This is a genomic window from Azospirillum sp. UENF 312511, from assembly GCF_058780635.1.
The window spans coordinates 557,959-578,176 of sequence record NZ_JBSNCG010000002.1 but is presented as its reverse complement, the minus strand read 5'-3'; the positions used below and the strand labels follow the sequence as shown (position 1 = coordinate 578,176).

At 70.0% G+C, this 20,218-nt stretch carries 18 protein-coding genes; 3 read left to right on the top strand and 15 right to left on the bottom strand.

The features are described from left to right. Positions 1–26: 26 nt before the first annotated feature. The gene (locus ACWPN7_RS11000; protein ID WP_040138218.1) at positions 27–806 is read left to right on the top strand and encodes a GntR family transcriptional regulator; all 780 of its coding nucleotides are present in this window, start codon (positions 27–29) and stop codon (positions 804–806) included. 11 nt (positions 807–817) lie between these two features. Here the strand turns inward: ACWPN7_RS11000 and ACWPN7_RS10995 are convergent, their stop codons facing one another. The 5 genes from ACWPN7_RS10995 to ACWPN7_RS10975 form a co-directional block, all read right to left on the bottom strand. Then, entirely contained in the window at positions 818–1,645 is an 828-nt protein-coding gene (locus ACWPN7_RS10995) for an ABC transporter permease (RefSeq protein ID WP_459197955.1), read from the bottom strand. Further along, positions 1,642–2,610, bottom strand: coding sequence for an ABC transporter permease (locus ACWPN7_RS10990; protein WP_149651539.1), 969 nt, complete (start codon positions 2,608–2,610; stop codon positions 1,642–1,644). The genes ACWPN7_RS10995 and ACWPN7_RS10990 overlap by 4 nt, the downstream gene beginning before the upstream one ends. After that, entirely contained in the window at positions 2,607–4,163 is a 1,557-nt protein-coding gene (locus tag ACWPN7_RS10985) for an ABC transporter substrate-binding protein (RefSeq protein ID WP_349621474.1), read from the bottom strand. The genes ACWPN7_RS10990 and ACWPN7_RS10985 overlap by 4 nt, the downstream gene beginning before the upstream one ends. A 185-nt stretch (positions 4,164–4,348) precedes the next feature. Beyond that, on the bottom strand, positions 4,349–5,404 hold the full coding sequence (locus ACWPN7_RS10980) for a helix-turn-helix transcriptional regulator (RefSeq protein WP_459197956.1): 1,056 nt from the start codon (positions 5,402–5,404) through the stop codon (positions 4,349–4,351). Between the two features lie 158 nt (positions 5,405–5,562). Beyond that, positions 5,563–5,970: a glycine-rich domain-containing protein gene (locus ACWPN7_RS10975; protein ID WP_349621476.1), complete on the bottom strand. Its 408-nt coding sequence runs from the start codon at positions 5,968–5,970 to the stop codon at positions 5,563–5,565. A gap of 583 nt (positions 5,971–6,553) precedes the next feature. Here ACWPN7_RS10975 and ACWPN7_RS10970 point away from each other — a divergent pair. Next, a complete protein-coding gene (locus tag ACWPN7_RS10970) occupies positions 6,554–7,129 on the top strand; it encodes a hypothetical protein (RefSeq protein WP_456523370.1) in 576 nt (191 codons plus the stop codon). Positions 7,130–7,143: 14 nt separating this feature from the next. Here the strand turns inward: ACWPN7_RS10970 and ACWPN7_RS10965 are convergent, their stop codons facing one another. From ACWPN7_RS10965 to ACWPN7_RS10925, 9 genes are all read right to left on the bottom strand, one after another. Then, entirely contained in the window at positions 7,144–9,669 is a 2,526-nt protein-coding gene (locus tag ACWPN7_RS10965) for a sensor histidine kinase (protein ID WP_459197957.1), read from the bottom strand. Beyond that, positions 9,656–10,330: a response regulator transcription factor gene (locus ACWPN7_RS10960; protein ID WP_040138212.1), complete on the bottom strand. Its 675-nt coding sequence runs from the start codon at positions 10,328–10,330 to the stop codon at positions 9,656–9,658. The genes ACWPN7_RS10965 and ACWPN7_RS10960 overlap by 14 nt, the downstream gene beginning before the upstream one ends. A gap of 60 nt (positions 10,331–10,390) precedes the next feature. Then, positions 10,391–11,269: a universal stress protein gene (locus ACWPN7_RS10955; protein WP_040138211.1), complete on the bottom strand. Its 879-nt coding sequence runs from the start codon at positions 11,267–11,269 to the stop codon at positions 10,391–10,393. A 13-nt stretch (positions 11,270–11,282) separates the two neighbouring features. Continuing rightward, positions 11,283–11,954: a TerC family protein gene (locus ACWPN7_RS10950; protein ID WP_040138210.1), complete on the bottom strand. Its 672-nt coding sequence runs from the start codon at positions 11,952–11,954 to the stop codon at positions 11,283–11,285. A gap of 27 nt (positions 11,955–11,981) precedes the next feature. After that, positions 11,982–13,526 carry a tripartite tricarboxylate transporter permease gene (locus ACWPN7_RS10945; RefSeq protein WP_040138209.1) on the bottom strand — a complete coding sequence of 515 codons (1,545 nt, stop codon included), beginning with the start codon at positions 13,524–13,526 and terminating at the stop codon, positions 11,982–11,984. 27 nt (positions 13,527–13,553) lie between these two features. After that, the gene (locus ACWPN7_RS10940; protein WP_040138208.1) at positions 13,554–14,042 is read right to left on the bottom strand and encodes a tripartite tricarboxylate transporter TctB family protein; all 489 of its coding nucleotides are present in this window, start codon (positions 14,040–14,042) and stop codon (positions 13,554–13,556) included. A 70-nt stretch (positions 14,043–14,112) separates the two neighbouring features. Then, positions 14,113–15,090 carry a Bug family tripartite tricarboxylate transporter substrate binding protein gene (locus tag ACWPN7_RS10935; RefSeq protein WP_459197958.1) on the bottom strand — a complete coding sequence of 326 codons (978 nt, stop codon included), beginning with the start codon at positions 15,088–15,090 and terminating at the stop codon, positions 14,113–14,115. 61 nt (positions 15,091–15,151) lie between these two features. Further along, positions 15,152–16,123: a Bug family tripartite tricarboxylate transporter substrate binding protein gene (locus ACWPN7_RS10930; RefSeq protein ID WP_040138207.1), complete on the bottom strand. Its 972-nt coding sequence runs from the start codon at positions 16,121–16,123 to the stop codon at positions 15,152–15,154. A 484-nt stretch (positions 16,124–16,607) separates the two neighbouring features. Further along, positions 16,608–17,360, bottom strand: coding sequence for a TSUP family transporter (locus tag ACWPN7_RS10925; protein WP_247875074.1), 753 nt, complete (start codon positions 17,358–17,360; stop codon positions 16,608–16,610). A 125-nt stretch (positions 17,361–17,485) separates the two neighbouring features. Between ACWPN7_RS10925 and gcvA the strand changes: the two genes are divergently transcribed. Beyond that, a complete protein-coding gene (gene gcvA, locus ACWPN7_RS10920; protein WP_349621480.1) occupies positions 17,486–18,400 on the top strand; it encodes a transcriptional regulator GcvA in 915 nt (304 codons plus the stop codon). A gap of 128 nt (positions 18,401–18,528) precedes the next feature. Here the strand turns inward: gcvA and ACWPN7_RS10915 are convergent, their stop codons facing one another. Beyond that, on the bottom strand, positions 18,529–20,052 hold the full coding sequence (locus ACWPN7_RS10915) for a UxaA family hydrolase (RefSeq protein WP_451996252.1): 1,524 nt from the start codon (positions 20,050–20,052) through the stop codon (positions 18,529–18,531). Between the last annotated feature and the right edge of the window lie 166 nt (positions 20,053–20,218).

The following is a 20,218-nucleotide window of genomic DNA, read 5'->3' as shown; positions in this document are numbered from 1 at the left end:
CATCTTCCGGCATCATGAGGGATGCGATGTCGGACGAAGCGGATAGCCTGAAGGAAACCAGCGGCACGGACGGCGCGGCGGAGCGGGGGGAGACCCCGCTCTACCAGGAGATCGTCCGCACGCTGCTGGAGGAGATCGACGCCGGCGCCTACGCCGTCGGCGACCGCCTGCCGACCGAGCAGGAGCTGTGCAGCCGCTTCGCCGTCAGCCGCCACACGGTGCGCGAGGCGCTGCGCCGGCTTCAGGAGATGGGCTACATCCTGCGCCGCCAGGGATCGGGTTCGGTCCTGGCGGCGCGTCGCGCCGACGGGCGCTTCGTCAACTCCATCAGTTCCCTGGACGAGCTGGTGCAGTACGCCACCTCGACCCGGCTGGAAATCCTCTCGGTGGACCGCATCATCGTGGAGGAGGAACTGGCGGGCCGGCTGGGTTGCCGCCCCGAGACGCAGTGGTTCCGCGTCAGCGCGCTGCGCCGCACCCGCGAGACGTCGGAGCCCTTCTCCTACGTCGAGGTCTACATCGACGCCGCCTTCTCCGACGTGGTGCGCAACCTGGAGGTGGTGCAGTACGCCATCTACACGGTTCTGGAGCAGCGCTACGGCGTCCGCATCGCCGAGGTGATGCAGGACATCGAGGCCGCCCCCGCCAGCCTGAACGTCGCTTCGCGCCTGCATGTCCCGCCGCAGTCGCCGATCCTCGTCATCACCCGGCGCTATTTCACCGAGGACGGGCGTCTGGTGGAGATCGCGGTCAACACCCATCCGGGCGCCGGTTTCCGCTACACCATGGCCCTGCAGCGGCGCTGACAGACACGGCTTCACGACCGGCGGAACGGTGCCCACCGCGGGTCGAGGCCCTCGCGCAGGCCTTCGGCCAGCAGGTTGACGGCCAGCGCGATGGCGGCGACGGTGACCGTCGTCGCGGCGATCAGGTGGGGGGCGTCGCGCAGGTCGGCCAGCCCGTCGCGGATCAGGGTGCCCAGCGACACCGACGGCTCCTGGATGCCCAGGCCGAGACCGCTCAGCGTCGCCTCCGCCACCATGACGGGACCGATGGAAAGGGCGGCGCGGATGGCGACCGGCCCGGCGACCGTCGGCAGGAGATGGCGGCGGACCGTGTGCAGCGGTCCCGCGCCCAGGGCGGCGGAGGCGCGTACATGCTCGGCGGTCCGGTTCGACAGGGCCAGTGCCCGGCACCAGCGGACCTGCGAGGGCCACGCCGCCAGGGCGAGCGTCAGAACCATGGCCTCCGTCCCCGGACCCAGCAGCGCGGCGGCGACGATGGCGAGCGACAGCTCGGGAAAGCCGTGCAGCAGGTCGGCCAACCGCAGGACCACGGCGTCCGTGCGCCCGCCGATCCAGCCCGCCACCCCACCCGACGCGACGCCCAGCCCCACCGCCAGGGCGAGCGCCAAACCGGCGATGGCGAAGGAGGTTCCCGTCCCGGCGATCAACCGGGCGGCGACGTCGCGGCCCAGCCCGTCGCAGCCCAGCGGGTGGGCGGCGGACGGTCCGGCCCAGGCCTGTCCGAGATCCATGGCGGACGGGTCCAGGGGCAGAAGAAGAACGGCCAGGGCCAGCGGCACGGCCAGCGCCGCAGCGAGCAGCAGGCCGGCGCGTCCGGCGAGCGAGCGTGTGACGGTCATGGCGGCTCCCCATCCCCATGCGCCCCAGCCCCATGCACCCCATCGGCGCGCAGCCGCGGGTCGGCGAGTCCGATCAGCAACTCGGCGGTCAGGCTGATGGCCACCTGCAGCAGGACGAAGACCAGAACGGCGGCCCCGGCCACCGTGTGGTCGCGGGCCAGCACCGCCTGGACGGTCAGCCGCCCGATCCCCGGCAGGGCAAAGACGGTCTCCACCGCTGCCGTGGTGGTGAGGACCGTCCCGGCCACCGATCCGGCCGCCGCCGCCAGCGGCACCAGGGCGTTCGGCAGGGCGTGGCGCAGCAGAACGGCGACCCGGCCCAGCCCCTTGGCGTGCGCGGTGCGGATGAAGTCGCGTCCCAGCACCTCCATCATCTGGGTGCGCGTCAGGCGGGCGATCATCGCCGCCGCCGGCAGGGCCAGCGCCACCACGGCCCAGAACGCGGTGCCGGCCCCCGCCAGCATCAGCCATGTCGCCAGCGCCAGCGGCGGCACCGACAGGGCCAGCACCGACCCGATGGTGAGGGCGGTGCCCGGCCATGCCCGCCGGAGATCGGCCGCGGCGAGTCCCAACGCGAGGCCGAGGGGCAGGGCGAGCGCCGCCGCGCCGGCCATCAGCCCCAGGGTCACCGGCAGGGCGTTGCCCAGCAGCGTCGTCACCGGCACGCCACCGTAGCGCAGCGATTGGCCGAGATCGCCCCGCAGCAGGTCCAGCGTGTAGGACAGGAATTGAACGGCCAGCGGCTGGTCCAGCCCGGCGTCTTCCCGCATGCGGCGGATCATGTCCGGGTCCGCGGCCCGCCCCTCTACCATGAGCATGACCGGATCGCCGGGAAGCGCGTGGGAGGCGAGAAAGCTCGCCAGCACGGCGGCTCCGGCCAGAATCAGCAGTCCCGGCAGGCGCCAGACCAATCGCCAAGCCAATCGCCAGAGCGGGCCGCGGGGGCCGGGCCGGCGTTCCGTCATGGCAACCGGGCGGCGTGGAAGTCCGTCGTGCCGTCGGGCCGGATGACCACCCCGGTCACACCCGGCCGCACCAGGGCCACGAACTGCGGCACCGCAAGCGGTATCGCCACGGCCTGTTCCCGGAGCAGGGCTTCGGCCTCCCGGTAAAGCGCGTCGCGGGCGTCAGGGTCGGCGAGGCCGCGCGCCCGCTCCATCAGCCGGTCGAAATCCCGGTCGTGCCAGCGGCTGCGGTTGGTCGGGCTGGCGCTGTGCCATTGGGTGGCGAGCTGGTCCATGGGATCAGGGAAATCCGCCGTCCAGCCGTTGACGAACAGCGCCTCGTGCCCTTCGTTGATCGCGGTCACGAAGGCCGCCCGCTCCTGGATGCGCACGCCGACCGGAATACCCAAAACCGCGGTGAGCTGGGCGGCGAAATAGGTCGCCTCCTCGCGCACGTTGGGTCCGCCGGCGATCTGGAGCGGCGGCAGGCCGCCTCCGCCGGCGTGGCCGGCCTCGGCCAGCAGCGCCTTGGCCCGGCCCGCATCAAATGGGGGCGGCGGCGGCGCGTCGGGCCGGTAGCCACCCAGACCGGGCGTGACGAAGCCGTTCGTCAGCACCGCCCGCCCGGCGTGCAGGCCGTTGACCGTGGCGGCCCGGTCCAGCGCGAGGCCGACCGCCTCGCGCACGCGCCGGTCGCGGAAGGGCGGGTACTGATCCTGGTTCAGGGCGAGATAGCGCACCTGGGCGCGGGCGAAGGCGGCGATCTGCCCGTCGTAGCGCGGCTGGCGGACCACGGTGCGCACGGCGTTTTCAGGAAGCATGGCCACGTCGAGCTGTCCGGCGTCGTAGCGCGCCAGAAGCGTGTTGGTGTCGGGCAGGACCGCCAGCGACACCGCGTCCACGGCAGGGGCGCCATTCCAGTAACCGGCATGGGCTTCCAGACGCACGGACTCGCCGTGCCGCCAGGATGCGAGGCGGAACGGCCCGGTGCCGCCGGACGCCCGCTCGGGCCACGCCGGTCCGAACTCGGCCTCCATCCCGCGGTCGACGAACAGGAACGGGTAGAGCGGGAACAGCGCGTCGGGTTCGGTCAACCGCACGACGAGGGTGTGGGGGTCGGGGATGGCGACGCCGGACAGCGCGGTTGCGGTCCCCTGCTGCAGCGCCGCGGCCCCCTCGATGTCGCGCAGGTAGAAGGCGCTGTAGCCGGGCTGGGGCTTGCGCGTCAGATGGTGTTCCCAGGTCCACAGGATGTCGGCGGCGGTGAACGGGCGTCCCGAATGGAACCGCACGTCCGGGCGCAGGGCGAAGCGCCACGTCCGCCCGCCGTCCGGAGTTTCCCAGCGGGTGGCCAGCGCCGGAACGGCGTTGCCGGCGGCGTCGATCGCGGTGAAGCCCTCATACACCTGCCGCAGGACGCCGGAGGAGACCAGTCCGGGAAAGACGAACGGATCGATCGTCGTCAGATCGTCGGACAGGCTGGCCCGCAAGGTTCCTGCCGTTGCCGGCAAGGCGCCGCCGGCCGCGATGGCCAGAACGGTCAGAAGAAGACGGAGGGCGGCAAGCAAAGGCATGATGAGGGACGCTGCAGAGCGGTGGCCGGGGGGTGGAAAACCAGACGCCCCTGCCTCCTTCACAGCCTCCGGCCAGAGCGGAGCCGGAACCGCGCCGGACGTCCGCCATATGTATGCACAAGAGTGCGTTCATATCCAGGTATTCGCGCCGCCGGCGATGCGTCAGGCACCATACCCGGATTCGATCAGACGCGCGACCCGAAATGCCAGCAGATCGTCGTCACCTGCCGCACGATGCCCGCTTGGTTGCGAAGACCCGTCTTGCCCAGGATGGACGAGACCTGATTGTAGACGGTCCGCCGCTCCACCCCGCGGTCCTCGGCGATCTCGTCGACGCTCCGCCCGGAGCACAGGGCCAGCGCGATCTCGGCCTCCGAACCGGTGATCTGGAGAAGCTCGGCGACGGCGCGCACCGACACGTTGGGCAGCACGTCCGGATCGACGAGGGTCAGCAGGAGGATGCCGGTCATCGGTGTGCCGTTTCCGACGCTCTGGGCCGGCGGTTCCGACAAGGTGGCGAAATAGGGTGACGGCTGGTCCTGGCGCGACACGCGCAGGGTGATCGACGTGCGGGTGCGGCGGCGGAAGAAACCGGCGGCCCGCTTGGCCAGTTCCATCTGCTCGTTCGGGGCGCCGGGAATGCACAGCCGTCCACCGACCATGGACAGCCCGTCCCCGCGCGACAGGATGGACGCGAAGGACTGGTTGCCGTCGATGACCTGACAGCGCGGCGTCAGCAGTGCCGCCGGGTAGGGCAGGGCGTCGAGAAGCCGGACGACGAAGGAGGGCTGGGCCGCCTGCGGCAGGACCCCGCCGCCGTTGAGGGAAATCAGGCTGTCGAAGCCGCTCCGGAAATTCTCCAGGACGTTGCTGGTGACGTCGCGCCGGATCTGGTACCACCAGCCGTCCGTGTCGTCCAACCGCTCGTAGGTGATCTGGATGACCCGCCCGTCGGAGTGGAGTGTGAAGGACTGCCAGAACCGGTTGAAGCGGCGGAGGTCTTCGGCGTAGCCGATCCACCGGTCCGGGTCGGAATAAATGGTGTCCGACCCGAATTTCTTATGCCTCACGCATTCCCACACGATGTCGCGGAAGGTGACCCCGCGCGAGAAGTCGATGAAGGGATAGATCGTCTTCTGCCTGTCGTTGGTCACCAGCAGCGTGTCGCTCTTGTCGTAGACCGTGAGCGCGGCGTTCATCTCCCTGGCGCGGCTGGAAAGGTCGTGGACCAGATCGGACATCAATCCTTCCTCCCTTTCGCTGCCGGGGGTTGGCGGGCCGCCCCCCTGGCTTGGCCTGATCGGCCGGTCAGGGGGGCGTCGCGGAACGCGCTGTCGTTCGAATGAACTTAGCAGAAAACCGACCGCGCCATGCAACGGTCAATACGATGGTATGACGCTTAGGCCGCCTCGACCGTGAGGTAGCAGCCGGCGAGTTCCTCCGTCGGCAGTTCCACGCCGAGTGTCGCCCGGAAAGCGTCCTGGGTGTTGGCGACAGCCTTCTGCCAGCTGGCGGCATCGGGAGCGTCCGGGTGGTGATGGACCCGGGCGCCGACCAGCCGCTTCATGTCCGCCTCGTAGCGGTCCATGAACAGGATGTGTTCGTGCCATGCCGCGTCCGCCGCCTTCGTCGGCACCAGGATCAGGTTCGGCTTCGCCGCGACCACGACGAGGAACTGGCGGTAGGCCTCGACCGATTCCGTGGCCTGCTCCGGCGTGTAGCCGGCCATTTCGAGCCGCTTGTTGATGAAGGAGAGGTCGAGGTTCGCCGGCTGCACGGACAGGACGCGTTCGCTGTTGTCGTTCATTCTCGATGATCCTTTCAAAAAGGGATGAGGTTCACTTCGGTCCTCAAGGACCTCCGCCCGATGACGCCGGCCCGTGCGCGGCGGCGGAGCAACGACCGCCGGCATGTGTGGGCCGGTTCAAGGAAGAGGGGTCCCGGCCGGTCGTGCCCAACCGTCCGGCGCCTGTGCATGGCACCGGTCGGCATGGTCCGGCTGCCGCCGGAGGTAAACCGCCAAGGCTGCGTTCGTGCGCGCAACACGCCCCGTTAGCTCCCGCAACAGGCCCGTCATGCGCCCCTCCTGCATACCCGAGTGCATCATAGTGTCGGTTGTGCAAGTGCTCAAGTGCATATCGTAAATTTGTATTGAATCTGAACCATAGCGTCCTTGGGATCGCATACGTATGCAGTCCAATTCGAGAAAGTCATGGTCTGATCGTATGAGATATCTCACTTGATTGAATCGTTTGCATTGATATCCGCGGAAGAGTTGGTATCTTCTGCGGGAGGTTGCAATTCATCTTGGCGTCACGGGGGTTCGGATGCAGGACCGGCGGGCACGTCCTTTTTCTTCGCCATGGCTCAATGGACTGCTCGCAGAGGCTTTGCAGCGTCCGGTTCTCGATGGCGCCGAGGACGCGCTGATCCTCGCTGACCTTTTCGCTGCCGCGGCACCGCCCCGCGTCGATGCGATCGTCCCCGCCGCGCGGGCCAGCGGCTGGCTGCGCAAGGCGGCGGCGGCGGCGCACGATCAGCCCGCTCATCGGGTGGCGCGGGACGTGCGGAGCTTCGCCGAATACATGGTGGAGGCGGTGCGGCTGATGCAGCGGCACGGCCATTTCCAGGATCGCGCCGAGCGGCAGCGGGTGAAGGCACTTTTGAAGAGGGCGGGTGGGCGAGGGACGATGCCGGACCGCGCCGCCGCCGCGGAGCGGCTGCTGTCCGCCGCCGAAAGCCCGGACGCGGGACGGTCGGATGTCATTGCCGAAGCGATTGGTACCGGCGCGCTTGGCCCCAGTGCGCTTGGCGCCGGTGCGCTGGCCCCGCCGGACGGACTGGACGCCGCAACGACGGTGCTGCTCGGGCTGGCGTCCTTACCGGTGGATAAGCGCCGGGCGCGGCTGCACGGCATGGGCTTGGCGCTGCGGGCGTCGTCGGCGCCAGGGGGCTGGAATGGGTAAGGGCGCTCTCCGGCTCAGGGCAGCAGGATCGCCGATTGCCATTGTTGCAGGAACCGTTCCCGCTTCAGCCGGTCGAGGAACACCAGCAGCGCCGGGCTGAGGGCGATGGGATGCAGCGGCGCAGCCGTGCTGGAGCGCAGGCCCGACGCCGACGCCTCCCGCTTGATGCCGGAGGAGATGGCATAGAGGGCGGAGCGGTCGGCCACCACCTCCTGCCCGCGCGGCGACAGCAGATAGTCGATGAACGCCCCGGCGAGTTGCGGCCGGGCTGCCGTCCGGGGGATCACCGCGACGCGGGAGATGACCAACGTGTAGTCCTCCGGCACCACGATGCCGATGGGTGCCCCCGCCGCCGCCCGCGCCCGCGCGTAGGAGCCGAGGACGTTGTAGGCGATCAGCACTTCCCCCCGCTCCACCATCTCCAGGATGTCGCCGGAGCAGCAGGCCAGACGCGCCTGGGCGTTGCCCATCATCGCGACGAGCTGCCAATACTGGCCGAACAGCAGGGCGTCGTGGGAGGCCAGAAGATAGCCGATGCCGCTGGTGGCCGTGTCGTAGGTGGCGACGCGCCGGCTGAAGCGGGCCGGGTCGTCGCGCAGCAGCCGGATCAGCGCCGGGCGCGTGCGCGGCACCTGGGCGTCCGGCAGCAGGTCGCGGTTGTAGGCGATCACCGCCGGCTCGAAGGTGAAGCCGAACGCCTCGTCCCGCCAGTTCGCCCAGTCCGGCAGCGCGTCGGTCAAAGCGGAGCGGTGGGGCTGGGTGTAACCGTCGTTGACCAGCTTCACCTGCAGGTCGGAGGCGGAGCTGATGAGCAGGTCGGGAGTTTCCGTTGCGGCTCCCTTCGCCGGCACGGCCACCGCCTCGGCGTAGAGGTCGGCGGTGTCCATGTCCTTGTATTCGACAGTGACGTCGGGGTGGAGTTGCTGGAAGTCGAGCACCAGCGGCTCGATGGCTTGCCGGTCGGTGGCGGAATGAATGCGCAGCCGCTCCCGCTCGCCGTCGGGGGCGGGGTAGGTGATAAGCTGCGCCGCCTGCACGGCCTGCATCCAAGGCGCCCCGAGCAGGGCGACGAGGACCAGAAGGGGCAGCAGGGCCCGCGCGGCCCCTCCCCCCGCCGTGGTGGTGCCGCCACCCGCCTCCGGGAAGTCGATGCGCGCGATCAGCCCGCCGCCGGGGCGGTCGAGCAGGGACAAATCCGCTCCATGCGCCTCCACCACCGAGGTGACGATGGCGAGGCCCAGGCCGCTGCCCGCCACCCCGGCGGCGGAGCTGCCGCGCCCGAACCGCTCCAGCACGCGGCGCTTCTCGGCGTCCGGCACGCCGGGGCCGCGGTCGGCGATCTCCACGCGCAGGCCCCGCCCGTTTGGCCGGGGGGTCAGCGTCAGGTCGATGGGGCCGGCCGGGCCGGCGTACTTCACCGCGTTGTCGAGCAGGTTGGTCAGCGCTTCGCGCAGGCTGATGGCGTCGCCGGGGACGGTGGCCGGCTCCGCCGCGCGGTCGATGTCCAGGCGGATCGCCGTGTCGCCGGCCACCGCGCGGGCGCGCTGGAACACCTGCTCCAGCAGGGCGCCGAGATCGACGTCCTCCGGCTTCAAGGCTTCGCTGCGGTGGATCACCATGGCGTGGTTGAGGAGCTGGCTGGTCAGCTGGCTGGCCTCCACCGCGTTGCGGTGCACGCGCTGGGCGATGCGGTGCAGGGCGTCGGGGTCGTCCTCGTCGATGGCGAGTTCCGCCTGCAGGCGCAGGCTGGCCAGCGGCGTGCGGATCTGGTGGGCGGCGTCGGCCAGGAAGGTCTGCATGGTGTCGAGGTTGGATTTGAGCCGCGCCATGAGCTGGTTGATCGCCTGGACGAGCTGGGAGACCTCCTGCGGCGGCGGCATGGCGATGGGGGAGAAGTCGTGGGGCTGCCGCTCGCGGATCATCCGCTCCAGCGAGCCCAGCGGGGCCAGCGCCTGCCGCACCCCGAACCAGATCAGCCCGCCCGCCGCGACCACGGTGAAGGCGATGGGCAGAAAGGCGTTCGCCAGGATGTCGCGGGCCAGCGCCCCGCGCTCCTCCCGCGTCTGGGCGACGGCGATGGTGATCCAGCCGCCAAGCTCCGGCTGCGCCGCGAAGCGCTTCAGGACGGCGATCCGCACAGGCATGCCGCGGAAGCTGGCATTCTCGAACCGGGTGGCGGGGTCTCCGCCGGCCGCGCCGGCGACCCCGGCCTTGGCAGGCGCCACCGGCAGATCGTGGTAGCCGGTGACCAGCTCGCCGTCCGGCGCGGTGATCCGGTAGAACACGCGGTCGCGCCGCGCCTGGGCCAGGATGCCCAGCGAGGAGTAGGGCAGGTCGACGGAGAAGCGCCCGTCCTCCACCCGCACCGTGTCGGAGATCGACAGCGCCGACGCCATCAGCAGCCGGTCGAAGGCGGCGTCGGCGGCGCGCTGGGCATAGGCGCTGACGAACAGGAACAGTCCGGCGGTCAGAACGGCCAACACGCCGAGCAGGCGGATGAACAGCCGCCGCCGCAGCGAGAATCCCTCAGCCTTCGGCACACACTTCCGCCACATACCCCAGCCCCCGAACCGTCCGGATCTCCACCGACGCGCCCTCCAGCTTGCGCCGGAGGCGGGAGACATACAACTCGATGGCGTTCAGCGCGGTGGGCTGGTCGAGGCTGAACAGCCGGTCCATCAGGTCCTCCTTGGACAGGACGGTGTTCAGGTTGCTGAGGAACAGCTCCAGAAGGCGGAACTCGCGGCCGCCGAGATCGACGGTCCGGCCGTCGACCAGCACCTTCTTGGCCGCGGCGTCGAACACCAGATTGCCGAACTGCGTGCGCGAGGAGGCGAGCCCGTGCGAGCGGCGCAGCAGGGCGCGGCAGCGGGCCTCCAACTCCCGCAGGTCGAAGGGCTTCACGATGAAGTCGTCGGCGCCGAGGTCGAGCAGGTCGACCCGGACATTGACCTGAGAGCGGGCGGTCATCACCAGGACCGGCGTGGCGTCGCGGCGCTGGCGCAGGCGGTTCAGCAGCGTCTGCCCGTCCACCCCCGGCAGCATGATGTCGAGCAGGACGAGCTGGTACGCCTCCTGGCGCAGCAGCTCCTCCGCCTCGTCGCCGGTCGGCGCCCAGTCGACGGCGTAGCCCAGCTTGCGCAGCCGGTGGACGATGGCGTCGGCCAGATCCTCGGTGTCCTCGACGACGAGTATGCGCATGGTCCGTCTCCGGCCTTCATAGCCCCCTCCCAGAGGAGAGAGGGGACATGAGCCCATGTATCAGTGCGCCATGAAGATGGGAATGGCGGGCGGCTCGCGCAGCACGTCCAGTGTCACGCCGCCCCACACCCGTTCACGGACCCGGCTGTGGCCGTAGGCGCCCATCACCAGCAGGTCGCAGCCGGCCTCCGCCGCCGTCTCCTGCAAGGCCCGCCCGACCGCCCGGCCCGACGCCGCGACCCGGCGGATCGACGCCGCGACGCCATGCAGCGCCAGATAGGCCGACAGGCGGTCGGGGTCGGACGCGCGTCCGGGGTCGGCGACGTCGGCCGACAGGATGACCGCCTTGCCGGCGCGCTGCAGCAGGGGCAATGCCGCCGCGACCGCCCGTGAGGCTGCGGCCCCGCCGTCCCAAGCCACGGCGACCGCGGAGCCGACCGAGGCCGGTTCGGCCGCCGGCGCCAGCAGCAGGGGGCGGCCCGAGCCGAAGAGGGTGGCCTCGATGGCCGGGCCCATGGCGTTGGTGCCGTCGGAGGTCTGGGCGATCACCACCAGATCGGCGAGCCGCGCCTCCTCCGCCAGCGTCTCGGCCAGCGGGCCGGTCGCCTGCTGCCAGGAGGCGGTCGGACCCTCCGCGCCCACGGTGCCGCCGGTCAGGCTGTCCGCCTCCGCGGCCCCGAAGCGGCCGCGGAACTCCTCGAACAGCTCGTGGGCGGAGTCGACCACCCGCGCCTGATCCTCCTGCCCGATGCGGATGAGCTGCTCGACCAGCGCCTTGGGGATGGCGGCGCTTTCCACGGAGGTGCGGATTTCGACCTGCGGCATGACGCTCAACCCCTCCACATGGGCGCGGGAGCGGCCAGCGAGCAGAAAGGCCGTGGCGATGGCGCGGCGGTCCAGCGGCCGCCCGGTCAGGGGAACGAGAACCTTCTTGATCATCGGAAGCGCTCCGTCACGATAGCCAGGAGGTGTGCATGAGGACTTCGTTGCTGCCGCGCCAGATCATGTCGAGCGCCACATAGGTGATGATGGCGAGACCGACCCAGCCGATCCAACGGTGCTTGTGCAGGACATGCGCGATCATGTTGGCCGCCGCCCCCATCAGCACGACGGAGAGCAGCAGACCGATGACCAGGATGGTCGGGTGGTCCTTGGCGGCGCCGGCCACCGCCAAGACGTTGTCGAGCGACATCGACACGTCCGCCACCACGATCTGCCAGATGGCCGCGCCCACCGTGACGCCGCCGACCGCGGCCCCGGCGGCGGCGTTTCCGGACACCCCCGCTGGCGTGTCAGGGGCGTCCATCGCCTCGTCGGGGGCCACCTCGTCCGTCCCGTGGGAGCGCAGCTCGCGGAACATCTTCCAGCAGACCCACAGCAGCAGAACGCCGCCGGCCAGGGTCAACCCGATGATGGCGAGGAGCTGGGTGGTGATCAGCGCGAAGAAGATGCGCAGGACGATGGCCGCCCCGATGCCCCAGAAGATCACCTTGCGGCGCTGCGCCAGCGGCACCGCGGCGGCGGCCATGCCGACGACGATGGCGTTGTCGCCGGCCAGCACGAGGTCGATGGCGACCACCTGCCCGAGGGCGGCGAGCTGCGACCAGAGATCGACGCTTTCCATGGAAAAGTCCTTCGCGGGATGGCGGTCTTACGTCGCGGGATGGCTGCCGGGCTGCGAGGCGCTGTCGCCCTTGCCCGTGCCCTTACCCGCGCCGTTGCTTCGGAAGCGCAGGACCATCGGGCCGATCACCAGCAGGGCGGCGATGATCAGCAGGGCCGCCGAGATCGGGTGGGTCAGGAAGACCGACGGGTCGCCCTGGCTGATCGCCAGCGCGCGGCGGAACTGCTGTTCGGCCAGCGGCCCCAGGATCAGCCCGACCACGCAGGGCGCCACCGGCACGTTCAGGACGCGCATGCCGAAGCCGAGCAGCCCGATCACCCACAGGATGACCAGATCGATGACGTTGTTGTTCAGCGTATAGGCGCCGAGCGACGAGAAGACCAGGATGCCGGCGTACAGCCAGGGCCGCGGGATCAGCAGCAGCTTCACCCAGAAGCCGACCAGCGGCAGGTTCAGCACCAGCAGCAGCACGTTGCCGATGTAGAGGCTGGCGATCATGCCCCAGACCAGTTCGGGGTTGTTGTCGAACAGCGTCGGGCCGGGCTGCAGGCCGTATTGCTGGAAGGCGGCCAGCATGATGGCGGCGGTCGCCGAGGTCGGCAGGCCGAGCGACAGCAGCGGGGCGAGCACGCCGGCGGCCGACGCGTTGTTGGCGGCTTCCGGACCGGCGACGGCCTCGATGGCGCCTTTGCCGAACTCCTCCGGCTTCTTCGCCAGACGCTTCTCGACCAGATAGGACAGGAAGGTCGGGATCTCGCTGCCGCCCGCCGGCAGGGTGCCGATGGGGAATCCCAGCAGCGTGCCGCGCAGCCACGGCTTCCACGAGCGCGCCCAGTCCTCGCGGCTCATCCATTTGGAGCCCTTGAGCGCGTAGATCTCCTCCGTCTCGAAGCGGTGGCGGGAGGCGACGTAGAGCGTCTCGCCGACCGCGAACAGGCCGACCGCGACGACCACCGTGTCGATGCCGTCGAGCAACTCCGGCACGCCGAAGGCCAGCCGCGCCTGACCGGTCTGCATGTCGATGCCGACCAGACCCAGCGCCAGCCCGAGGAACAGGCTGGCCAGACCGCGGGCCAGCGAGCTGCCCAGCACGGCGGTGACGGTGGTCAGCGCCAGCACCATCAGCGCGAAATACTCGGCCGGGCCGAACAGCAGGGCCATCTTGACCATCAGCGGGGCGACGAAGGTCAGCGCCGCGGTGGCGATGGTGCCGGCGATGAAGGAGCCGATGGCGGCGGTCGCCAGCGCCTGGGCGCCGCGGCCCTGGCGGGCCATGGCGTGGCCGTCGATGGCGGTGACGATGCTGCCGGATTCGCCCGGCGCGTTCAGGAGGATCGAGGTGGTCGAGCCGCCGTACATCGCGCCGTAATAGATGCCGGCGAACATGATGAAGGCGGAGGTCGGCTCAAGCCCGTAGGTGACCGGCAGCAGCAGGGCCACGGTCAGCGCCGGGCCGATGCCGGGCAGAACGCCGACCGCGGTGCCCACTGTCACGCCGATCGCCGACCACAAAAGATTGTAGGGGGTCAGCGCCACGAGGAAGCCGTGGCCCAGGGCGGCAAGGGTGTCCATTGTGCAGTTTCCTTCCCGAAGCGGGGCTTATTCGGCGTCGGCTGACGTGAGCCGTTCGACGATGCTGCCCTCGGGCAGGTTCAGGCCGAGCCCGTAATTGAAGGCCACGAAGGTGAAGGCGGCGAGCGCCAGCCCGATGGCGAGGTTGACCACCAGCCGCCGGCCGCCGAAGGCGCGGGAGACCGCGGCGAACAGGATGGTGGTGGAGGGAATCCAGCCCAGCGTGTCGAGCAGCAAGAACTGGACGGCCAGCCCCGCCGCGACCAGCGCCACCGCCCAGAGGTCCAGCTCAAGCCCCTCGGCGTGGGCGACGGCGCCGGCGAAGGCCTCGCGGAGCAGGGACAGGCCGACCAGGACGAGGCCGCCCGAGATCAGGTAGGGGAACAGGGCGGGGCCGACCACCGCCCGGCCGACGCTCGGGGTCAGCATGGTTTCGACCGCGATCAAGCCCCCAAGGGCGATCAGCCCGCCGCCCAGCACCGCCTCTCCGGCGCGCATGCTCCGACCGGTGGTCATCGCTTCATCCTCCCAGACTGTTTTTTGCGGACCGGTGGGCGCGGCGACCGCGCCCACCTTGGTTCGGTCCTTACTTCACGAGGCCGATGTCCTTCAGCGTGCCTTCGATCTGCGCGCGCTCCTGCTTGAGGAAGGAGGCGAACTCGGCGGAGGGCTGGTAGAGGTCGATCCAGCCGCGCTGCTTCACGGCCTGCTTCCACTCGTCGCTGGCGACGGCCTTGGCGACGGCCTCCTGGAGTTCCTTCAACTCGGCCGGCTTGGCGGAGGACTGGGCGAAGACGCCGCGCCAGTTCACGAACTCCAGATCGACGCCCTGCTCCTTCATGGTCGGCGTGTCGGAGCCCGGCAGGCGCTGCGGGGCGGAGACGGCGATGGCGCGCAGCTTGCCCGCCTGGAACTGCGGGGCGAACTCGCTGTAGCCGCCCATGCCCAGCGTGACGTGGCCGCCGAGCGCCGAGGCCAGCAGCTCGCCGCCGCCCGCGGTGGCGACGTAGTTGACCTTGTTCGGATCGACGCCGACCGACTTGGCGATCAGGCCGGCCAGGATCTGGTCGCTGCCGCCCGCCGAACCGCCGCCCCAGGAGACCGAGCCGGGGTCCGCCTTGAACTTCTTGATCAGGTCGTCGAAGGTCTTGATGGGCGAATCCGGCGGGACGACGATGGCGGTGTACTCGCCGGTCAGCCGGGCCAGCGGGGTCACCTGATCGAGCGTCACCGCCGACTTGTTGGTGACGATGGCGCCCAGCATGATCTGGCCGCCGACCAGGATCGTCGGCGTGCGCTTTTTGGCGGTGACGAACTGGGCGAGGCCGACCGTGCCGCCGGCGCCGGGGATGTTCACGACCTGGATGCCGGAGGCCAGCTTCTGATCCTGCAGAACCTGCTGGAGGGTGCGGGCGTGCTGGTCCCAGCCGCCGCCGGGGCTGGCCGGGGCGATGATCTCCAGCCCCTTGATCTCGGCCAGTGACGGGGTGGCGGCGAGGGCGGCCGTGACGAGGACGGCGGCGGTCAGGACGCCCTTCACGGCGCCCGGCATGCGGATGGTCATGACGCTTCGCTCCATGGGTGTGTTTTGTTCTGAGACCCGGCGGATCACCGCCGGCTGTCGGTCACTTGACGAGGCCGAGTTCCGTCAGGACGCCTTCGATCCGGGTCCGCTCGTCCTTCACGAAGGCGGCGAATTGGTCGGGCGGCAGGTAGAGGTCGATCCAGCCGCGCTCTTCGGCGATGCGCTTCCACTCGTCGGTGCGGACCATGGCGCCGACCGCGTCGTCGAGAACCTGCTTCTCCGACGCCTTCAGGTTGCCTGGCGCCATCACGGCGCGCCAGTTCACCAGCTCGACATCCACGCCCTGCTCCTTGAAGGTCGGGACGTCGATGCCGGGAAGGCGCTGCGGGGAGGAGATCGCCAGCGCGCGCAGCTTTCCGGCCTGGAGCTGCGAGGCCATCTCGTTGTAGCCGCCGGTCGCCACGGTGATGTGGCCGCCAAGCACCGAGGCCATCATCTCGCCGCCAGCACCGGCGGCGATGTAGTTCATCTTGGAGACGTCGCCGCCGATCGCCTTGACCAGCAGGCCGTAGAGGATGTGATCGGGGCTGCCGACGGCGAAGCCGCCCCAGGAGACCGAGCCCGGATCGGCCTTGAACTTCTTCACGAGGTCATCGAGCGTCTTCAGCGGCGAGTCCGCGGCCACGACGATGGGCTGGTACTCGCCGGTCAGGCGGGCCAGCGGGGTTACCTGATCGAGGGACACCGGCGACTTGTTGATCAGGATCGCCCCGATCATGCCGAGGCCGGAGATCATCAGGCCGGGGTTGCGCTTCTTGGCGGTGACGAACTGGCTGAGGCCGATGGTGCCGCCGGCTCCCGGAATGTTGACCACCTGGACGCTGGAGGCCAGCTTGTGGTCCTGGAGGACCTGCTGCATGGCGCGCGCGTGCTGGTCATAGCCGCCGCCGGCGTTGGCGGGGGCGATGATTTCCAGATTTTTGATCTCCGCGGACGCGGGGGCGGCGAACAGGGCGGAAGCGGCCAGCACGGCCGCCGCCAGCATCCCCTTGGCGGGGTTGCCGAGGCTCATGGTGTTTCCTCCGATTGGGCTTTTTTGCTTTTTGGACGGCGCTTGCTGCGCCTTACGGTGCCTTGGTGGTGGGGCGCTGCGGGCGCGCCTCGTAGAGGAGGACGGAGCCGCCGGCCCCCGCGCCGCAGGCGGCGCCATAAAAAAGCGGGGTTCGCTGGTCCGCCGATGCGGTCTTCGCCGTGGGTTCCGCCGGCTTTCGGGCTGCGGATTCGGTCGCCATGGTGGAGGTTCCGGGAACGGTGGTTGGTTGCTCCAACTGTTTAGCAGGCGAACCTGTCATGAACCTGTCAACCACCGCCCAGGCACGCAAAATTTCGGCGCTCCACCCGGAAGAGGTGGAGACCGGTCTTCGGCGGTTTTTCCCCCGCCGGGGGGGGGACGTGGCCCCCTCCCTAACCCTCCCCCGCTTTGCAGGGGAGGGGATTTAAAGCTCCCTCCCCCGCGAAGCGGGGGAGGGCCGGGGTGGGGGCAATGCCCCCGGAACCTACCGCACCACCAGCAGGAACAGCCCCTGGCCGAGATAGACGGTGCCGGTCAGGGCGACCAGACGCTGGCTCCAGCTGCGGAACTGGGCGTCGCTCATGGCGTCGAGCACGCGGCGCGACAGGTTCGTCCCCAGGACGGCCATGCCGATGCACAGGGCCGTCACCGTGATGTCCAGCGCCTCCGCCTCCGACGCCGCGACGAGGGAGCCGAAATAGACCGTCTTGAACAGGTGGCCGAAGACCTGCATCGTCGCCTTGGTCGCGACGACGCTCTGCCGCGACAGGCTGGACTTCACGAAGAAGACGTCGAGCAGCGGCCCCGAGATGCCGGCGATCAACTGCACGCCCATGCACAGCAGGCCGGCCAGCGTGCTGTGGCCGCGCCGCGACACGTTCGGCGACCAGTGCGACGGAACCGCCATCGCCATGAAGGGCGACAGGCCCAGCAGGATCAGCGACTCCGCCTTGCCGGGCACGTAGCGGATCAGGGTGAAGATGCCGACCGCCACCGCCCCGCCCAACAGGAACCGGGCCACGATCCCCCATTGCACGTGCCGCCGCCACAGCCACGCCCGCCATCCGTTGGCGGTCATCTGCGTGATCCCGTGCAGCAGCATCGCCGAGGACACCGGTAGCAACACCAGCAGCAGTCCCATCAGCACCATGCCACCGGCCATGCCGAACAGGCCCGACAGGAACGAGGTCACCAGCGCCGCAAGGCCGAGTCCGAGTGTCAGGGGAACCGTCAGCATCCCGCTCATCCGAAAGTTTTCTTTGGCTGTGGACGGTATCATGCCCCTGGCACGCTTGCCCTGCAAACGGGATTGTCTGATGCTGACCCCCAGGAAATGTTGGGGTGCATGGAGGAGGGGATTAGATGCGGCGCTTGCCTTCGCTGAACGCCTTGCGGGCGTTCGAGGCCGCAGCCCGCCACGGCAGCTTCACCGGGGCAGCGAGCGAGCTGAACGTCTCGCAGGCCGCGGTCAGCCGCATGGTGCGCCTGTTGGAGGAGCGCATGGGCTTCCCGCTGTTCGAGCGGCGAGCCAACGCGCTGGAGCTGACCGAGCGTGGGCGGGCGCTGCAGCCCGGTCTGACCGGCGCCTTCGACGCGATCGCGGACAGCGTCGAGCGGGTCGCCGCCATGCGCGACGGTCCGGTGCTCACTCTTGGGGTGGGCGCCACCTTCGCGGTGCGCTGGCTGATCCCGCGCCTGTCGGCCTTCCACGAGAGCCACCCCGACGTGGAGGTGCGCATCGCCACCGGCGGCGCCGGCGCGCCGATCCGCGAGGACTGGACCTGCGCGCTGCTGCTGGGCGACGGGCATTGGCCGGGCTACGAGGTGGAGGAGCTGTTCACCGCCGACATGCTGCCGGTCTGCGCGCCCGCCCTGGCGCGGACGCTACGCCGTCCGGAGGATCTATTGTCGGCGACGCTGCTCTCGGTGTCGCACTGGGCGGACGACTGGCCGCACTGGTTCGCCTCGGCGGGGCTGGCGCCGCCGGCCGTAAAGGGGCTGTCCTTCGGCAGCTACGCCATGACCCTGCAGGCGGCGGCGGACGGGGTGGGGGTAGCGCTGGGGGCGCGGCTCTACATCGCCGACGATCTGGCGGCGGGCCGGCTGGTCACGCCCTTCACGCTGGCCGTGCCGATGGGGCGGGCCTGGTATCTGGTCTCGCGCCCAGCGCGGCACCGGGAGCCGGGCTTCACCGCCTTCCGGGACTGGCTGCGCGCCGCGGCCGGATCGCCGGACCCCGGAAAGAAAAGACCGCCGGAGCGTGCCCCGGCGGCCTGAAGTCGCACTTTGGAGAAACGTCACTCGGCGGAACCACGCGCATGGCGCGGCCTGCCGACTGGGTTTCAAAGGATAACCGAACGAAAACACTTATACTAGTATATCACTGAGCGCGCAAGCCCTTTCGCTCACATGACGGCGCCCATCTGCCAGGGCGTGAACTCGTCGGAGCCGAAGCCCAGCTCCTCGCTCTTGGTCTTCTTGCCCGACGCGGTGTCGAGGATGAGCTGGAAGATCGCCCGCCCGACTTCTTCGATGGTGGCGTCGCCGGTGGCGATGGGACCGCAGTCGATGTCCATGTCGTCGGGCATCTTGCGGAACAGCGGCGTGTTGGTGGCGAGCTTCAGCGAGGGCGTCGGCTTGCAGCCGAAGACGGAGCCGCGCCCGGTGGTGAAGCACAGCACGTTGGCGCCGCCCGCCACCTGTCCCGTGGCCGACACCGGGTCGTAGCCCGGCGTGTCCATGAAGACGAGGCCCGGCCCGGTGATCGGCTCGGCGTAGCGCACCACCTCGACGAGGTTGGTCGTGCCGGCCTTGGCGACGGCGCCCAGCGACTTCTCCAGGATGGTGGTCAGGCCGCCCTTCTTGTTGCCGGGCGACGGATTGTTGTTCATCTCGCCGCCGGTGCGGCTGGTGTAGTCCTCCCACCAGCGGATGCGCTCGACCAGCGTCTCGCCGACCGCCGGGTTGACGGCGCGGCGGGTCAGCAGATGCTCGGCGCCATAGACCTCCGGCGTCTCGCTCAGCACCGCGGTGCCGCCGTTGCGGATCAGCAGGTCCACGGCGTGGCCCAGCGCCGGGTTGGCGGTGATTCCCGAATAGCCGTCCGACCCGCCGCATTGCAGCGCCAGGATCAGGTGGCTGGCCGGCACGGTCTCGCGCTTCACGTCGTTGACGCGGGGCAGCAGCGCGCGGATGCGCTCCACGCTCGCCCGCACGGTGGCGGCGGTGCCGCCGCTCTCCTGGATCGCCAGCGCCTGCAGGGTGTCGCCGACGGTCAGCCCCTCGACCTCGACCAGCTTGTCGATCTGGTTCACCTCGCAGCCGAGGCCGAGCACGAGCACGGCGGCGAAGTTCGGGTGACGGGCGTAGCCGGCGATGGTCCGGCGCAGCGCGTCGATGGCGTCGCCCTGCGAGCCCATGCCGCAGCCGTAGGCGTGGGTCAGCGCGACCACCCCGTCGATGTTCGGGTAGGCAGCCAGCGCGTCGCCGCGGAACTGGTCGGCGATCATCCGCGCGGCGGTGGCCGAGCAGTTCACCGTGGTCAGGATGCCGATGTAGTTGCGGGTCGCCACGCGTCCGTCCGGGCGGACGATGCCCTGGAAGGTGGCGCGCTCCGCCTCCGGCACGAGGTCGGTGGGATGAACGTCGGCACCAAAGGCGTAGTCGCGTTCGAAGCTGTCGCCCACGCCGATGTTGTGAACATGGACATGGTCGCCCGGCGCGATGGGGGCGGTCGCGAAGCCGATGACCTGATTGTATTTGCGCACCGGCTCGCCGACCGCGATCGCCTGCACCGCGACCTTGTGGCCGGAGGGGATCGTGGTCCGGGCGACGACGTCCGTGTCGGGCAGGGGGGTGCCCTCCGGCAGGTCGGCGCCGGCAACGACGACGTTGTCCGCGGGGTGCAGGCGGATGGTCAGCGATGCCATGGTGATGGTCCTCTCATGGAGATTCCCTCTCCCCTCTGGGGAGAGGGTTAGGGTGAGGGGGATGCGCGTGGCGGTACGTCCGGCAAAAGCGCAACCCCCTCATCCGGCGCCGTCGGCGCCACCCTCTCCCCGCTCTCGGCGGCCAAAGGCCGCCTGTCGCCGACAG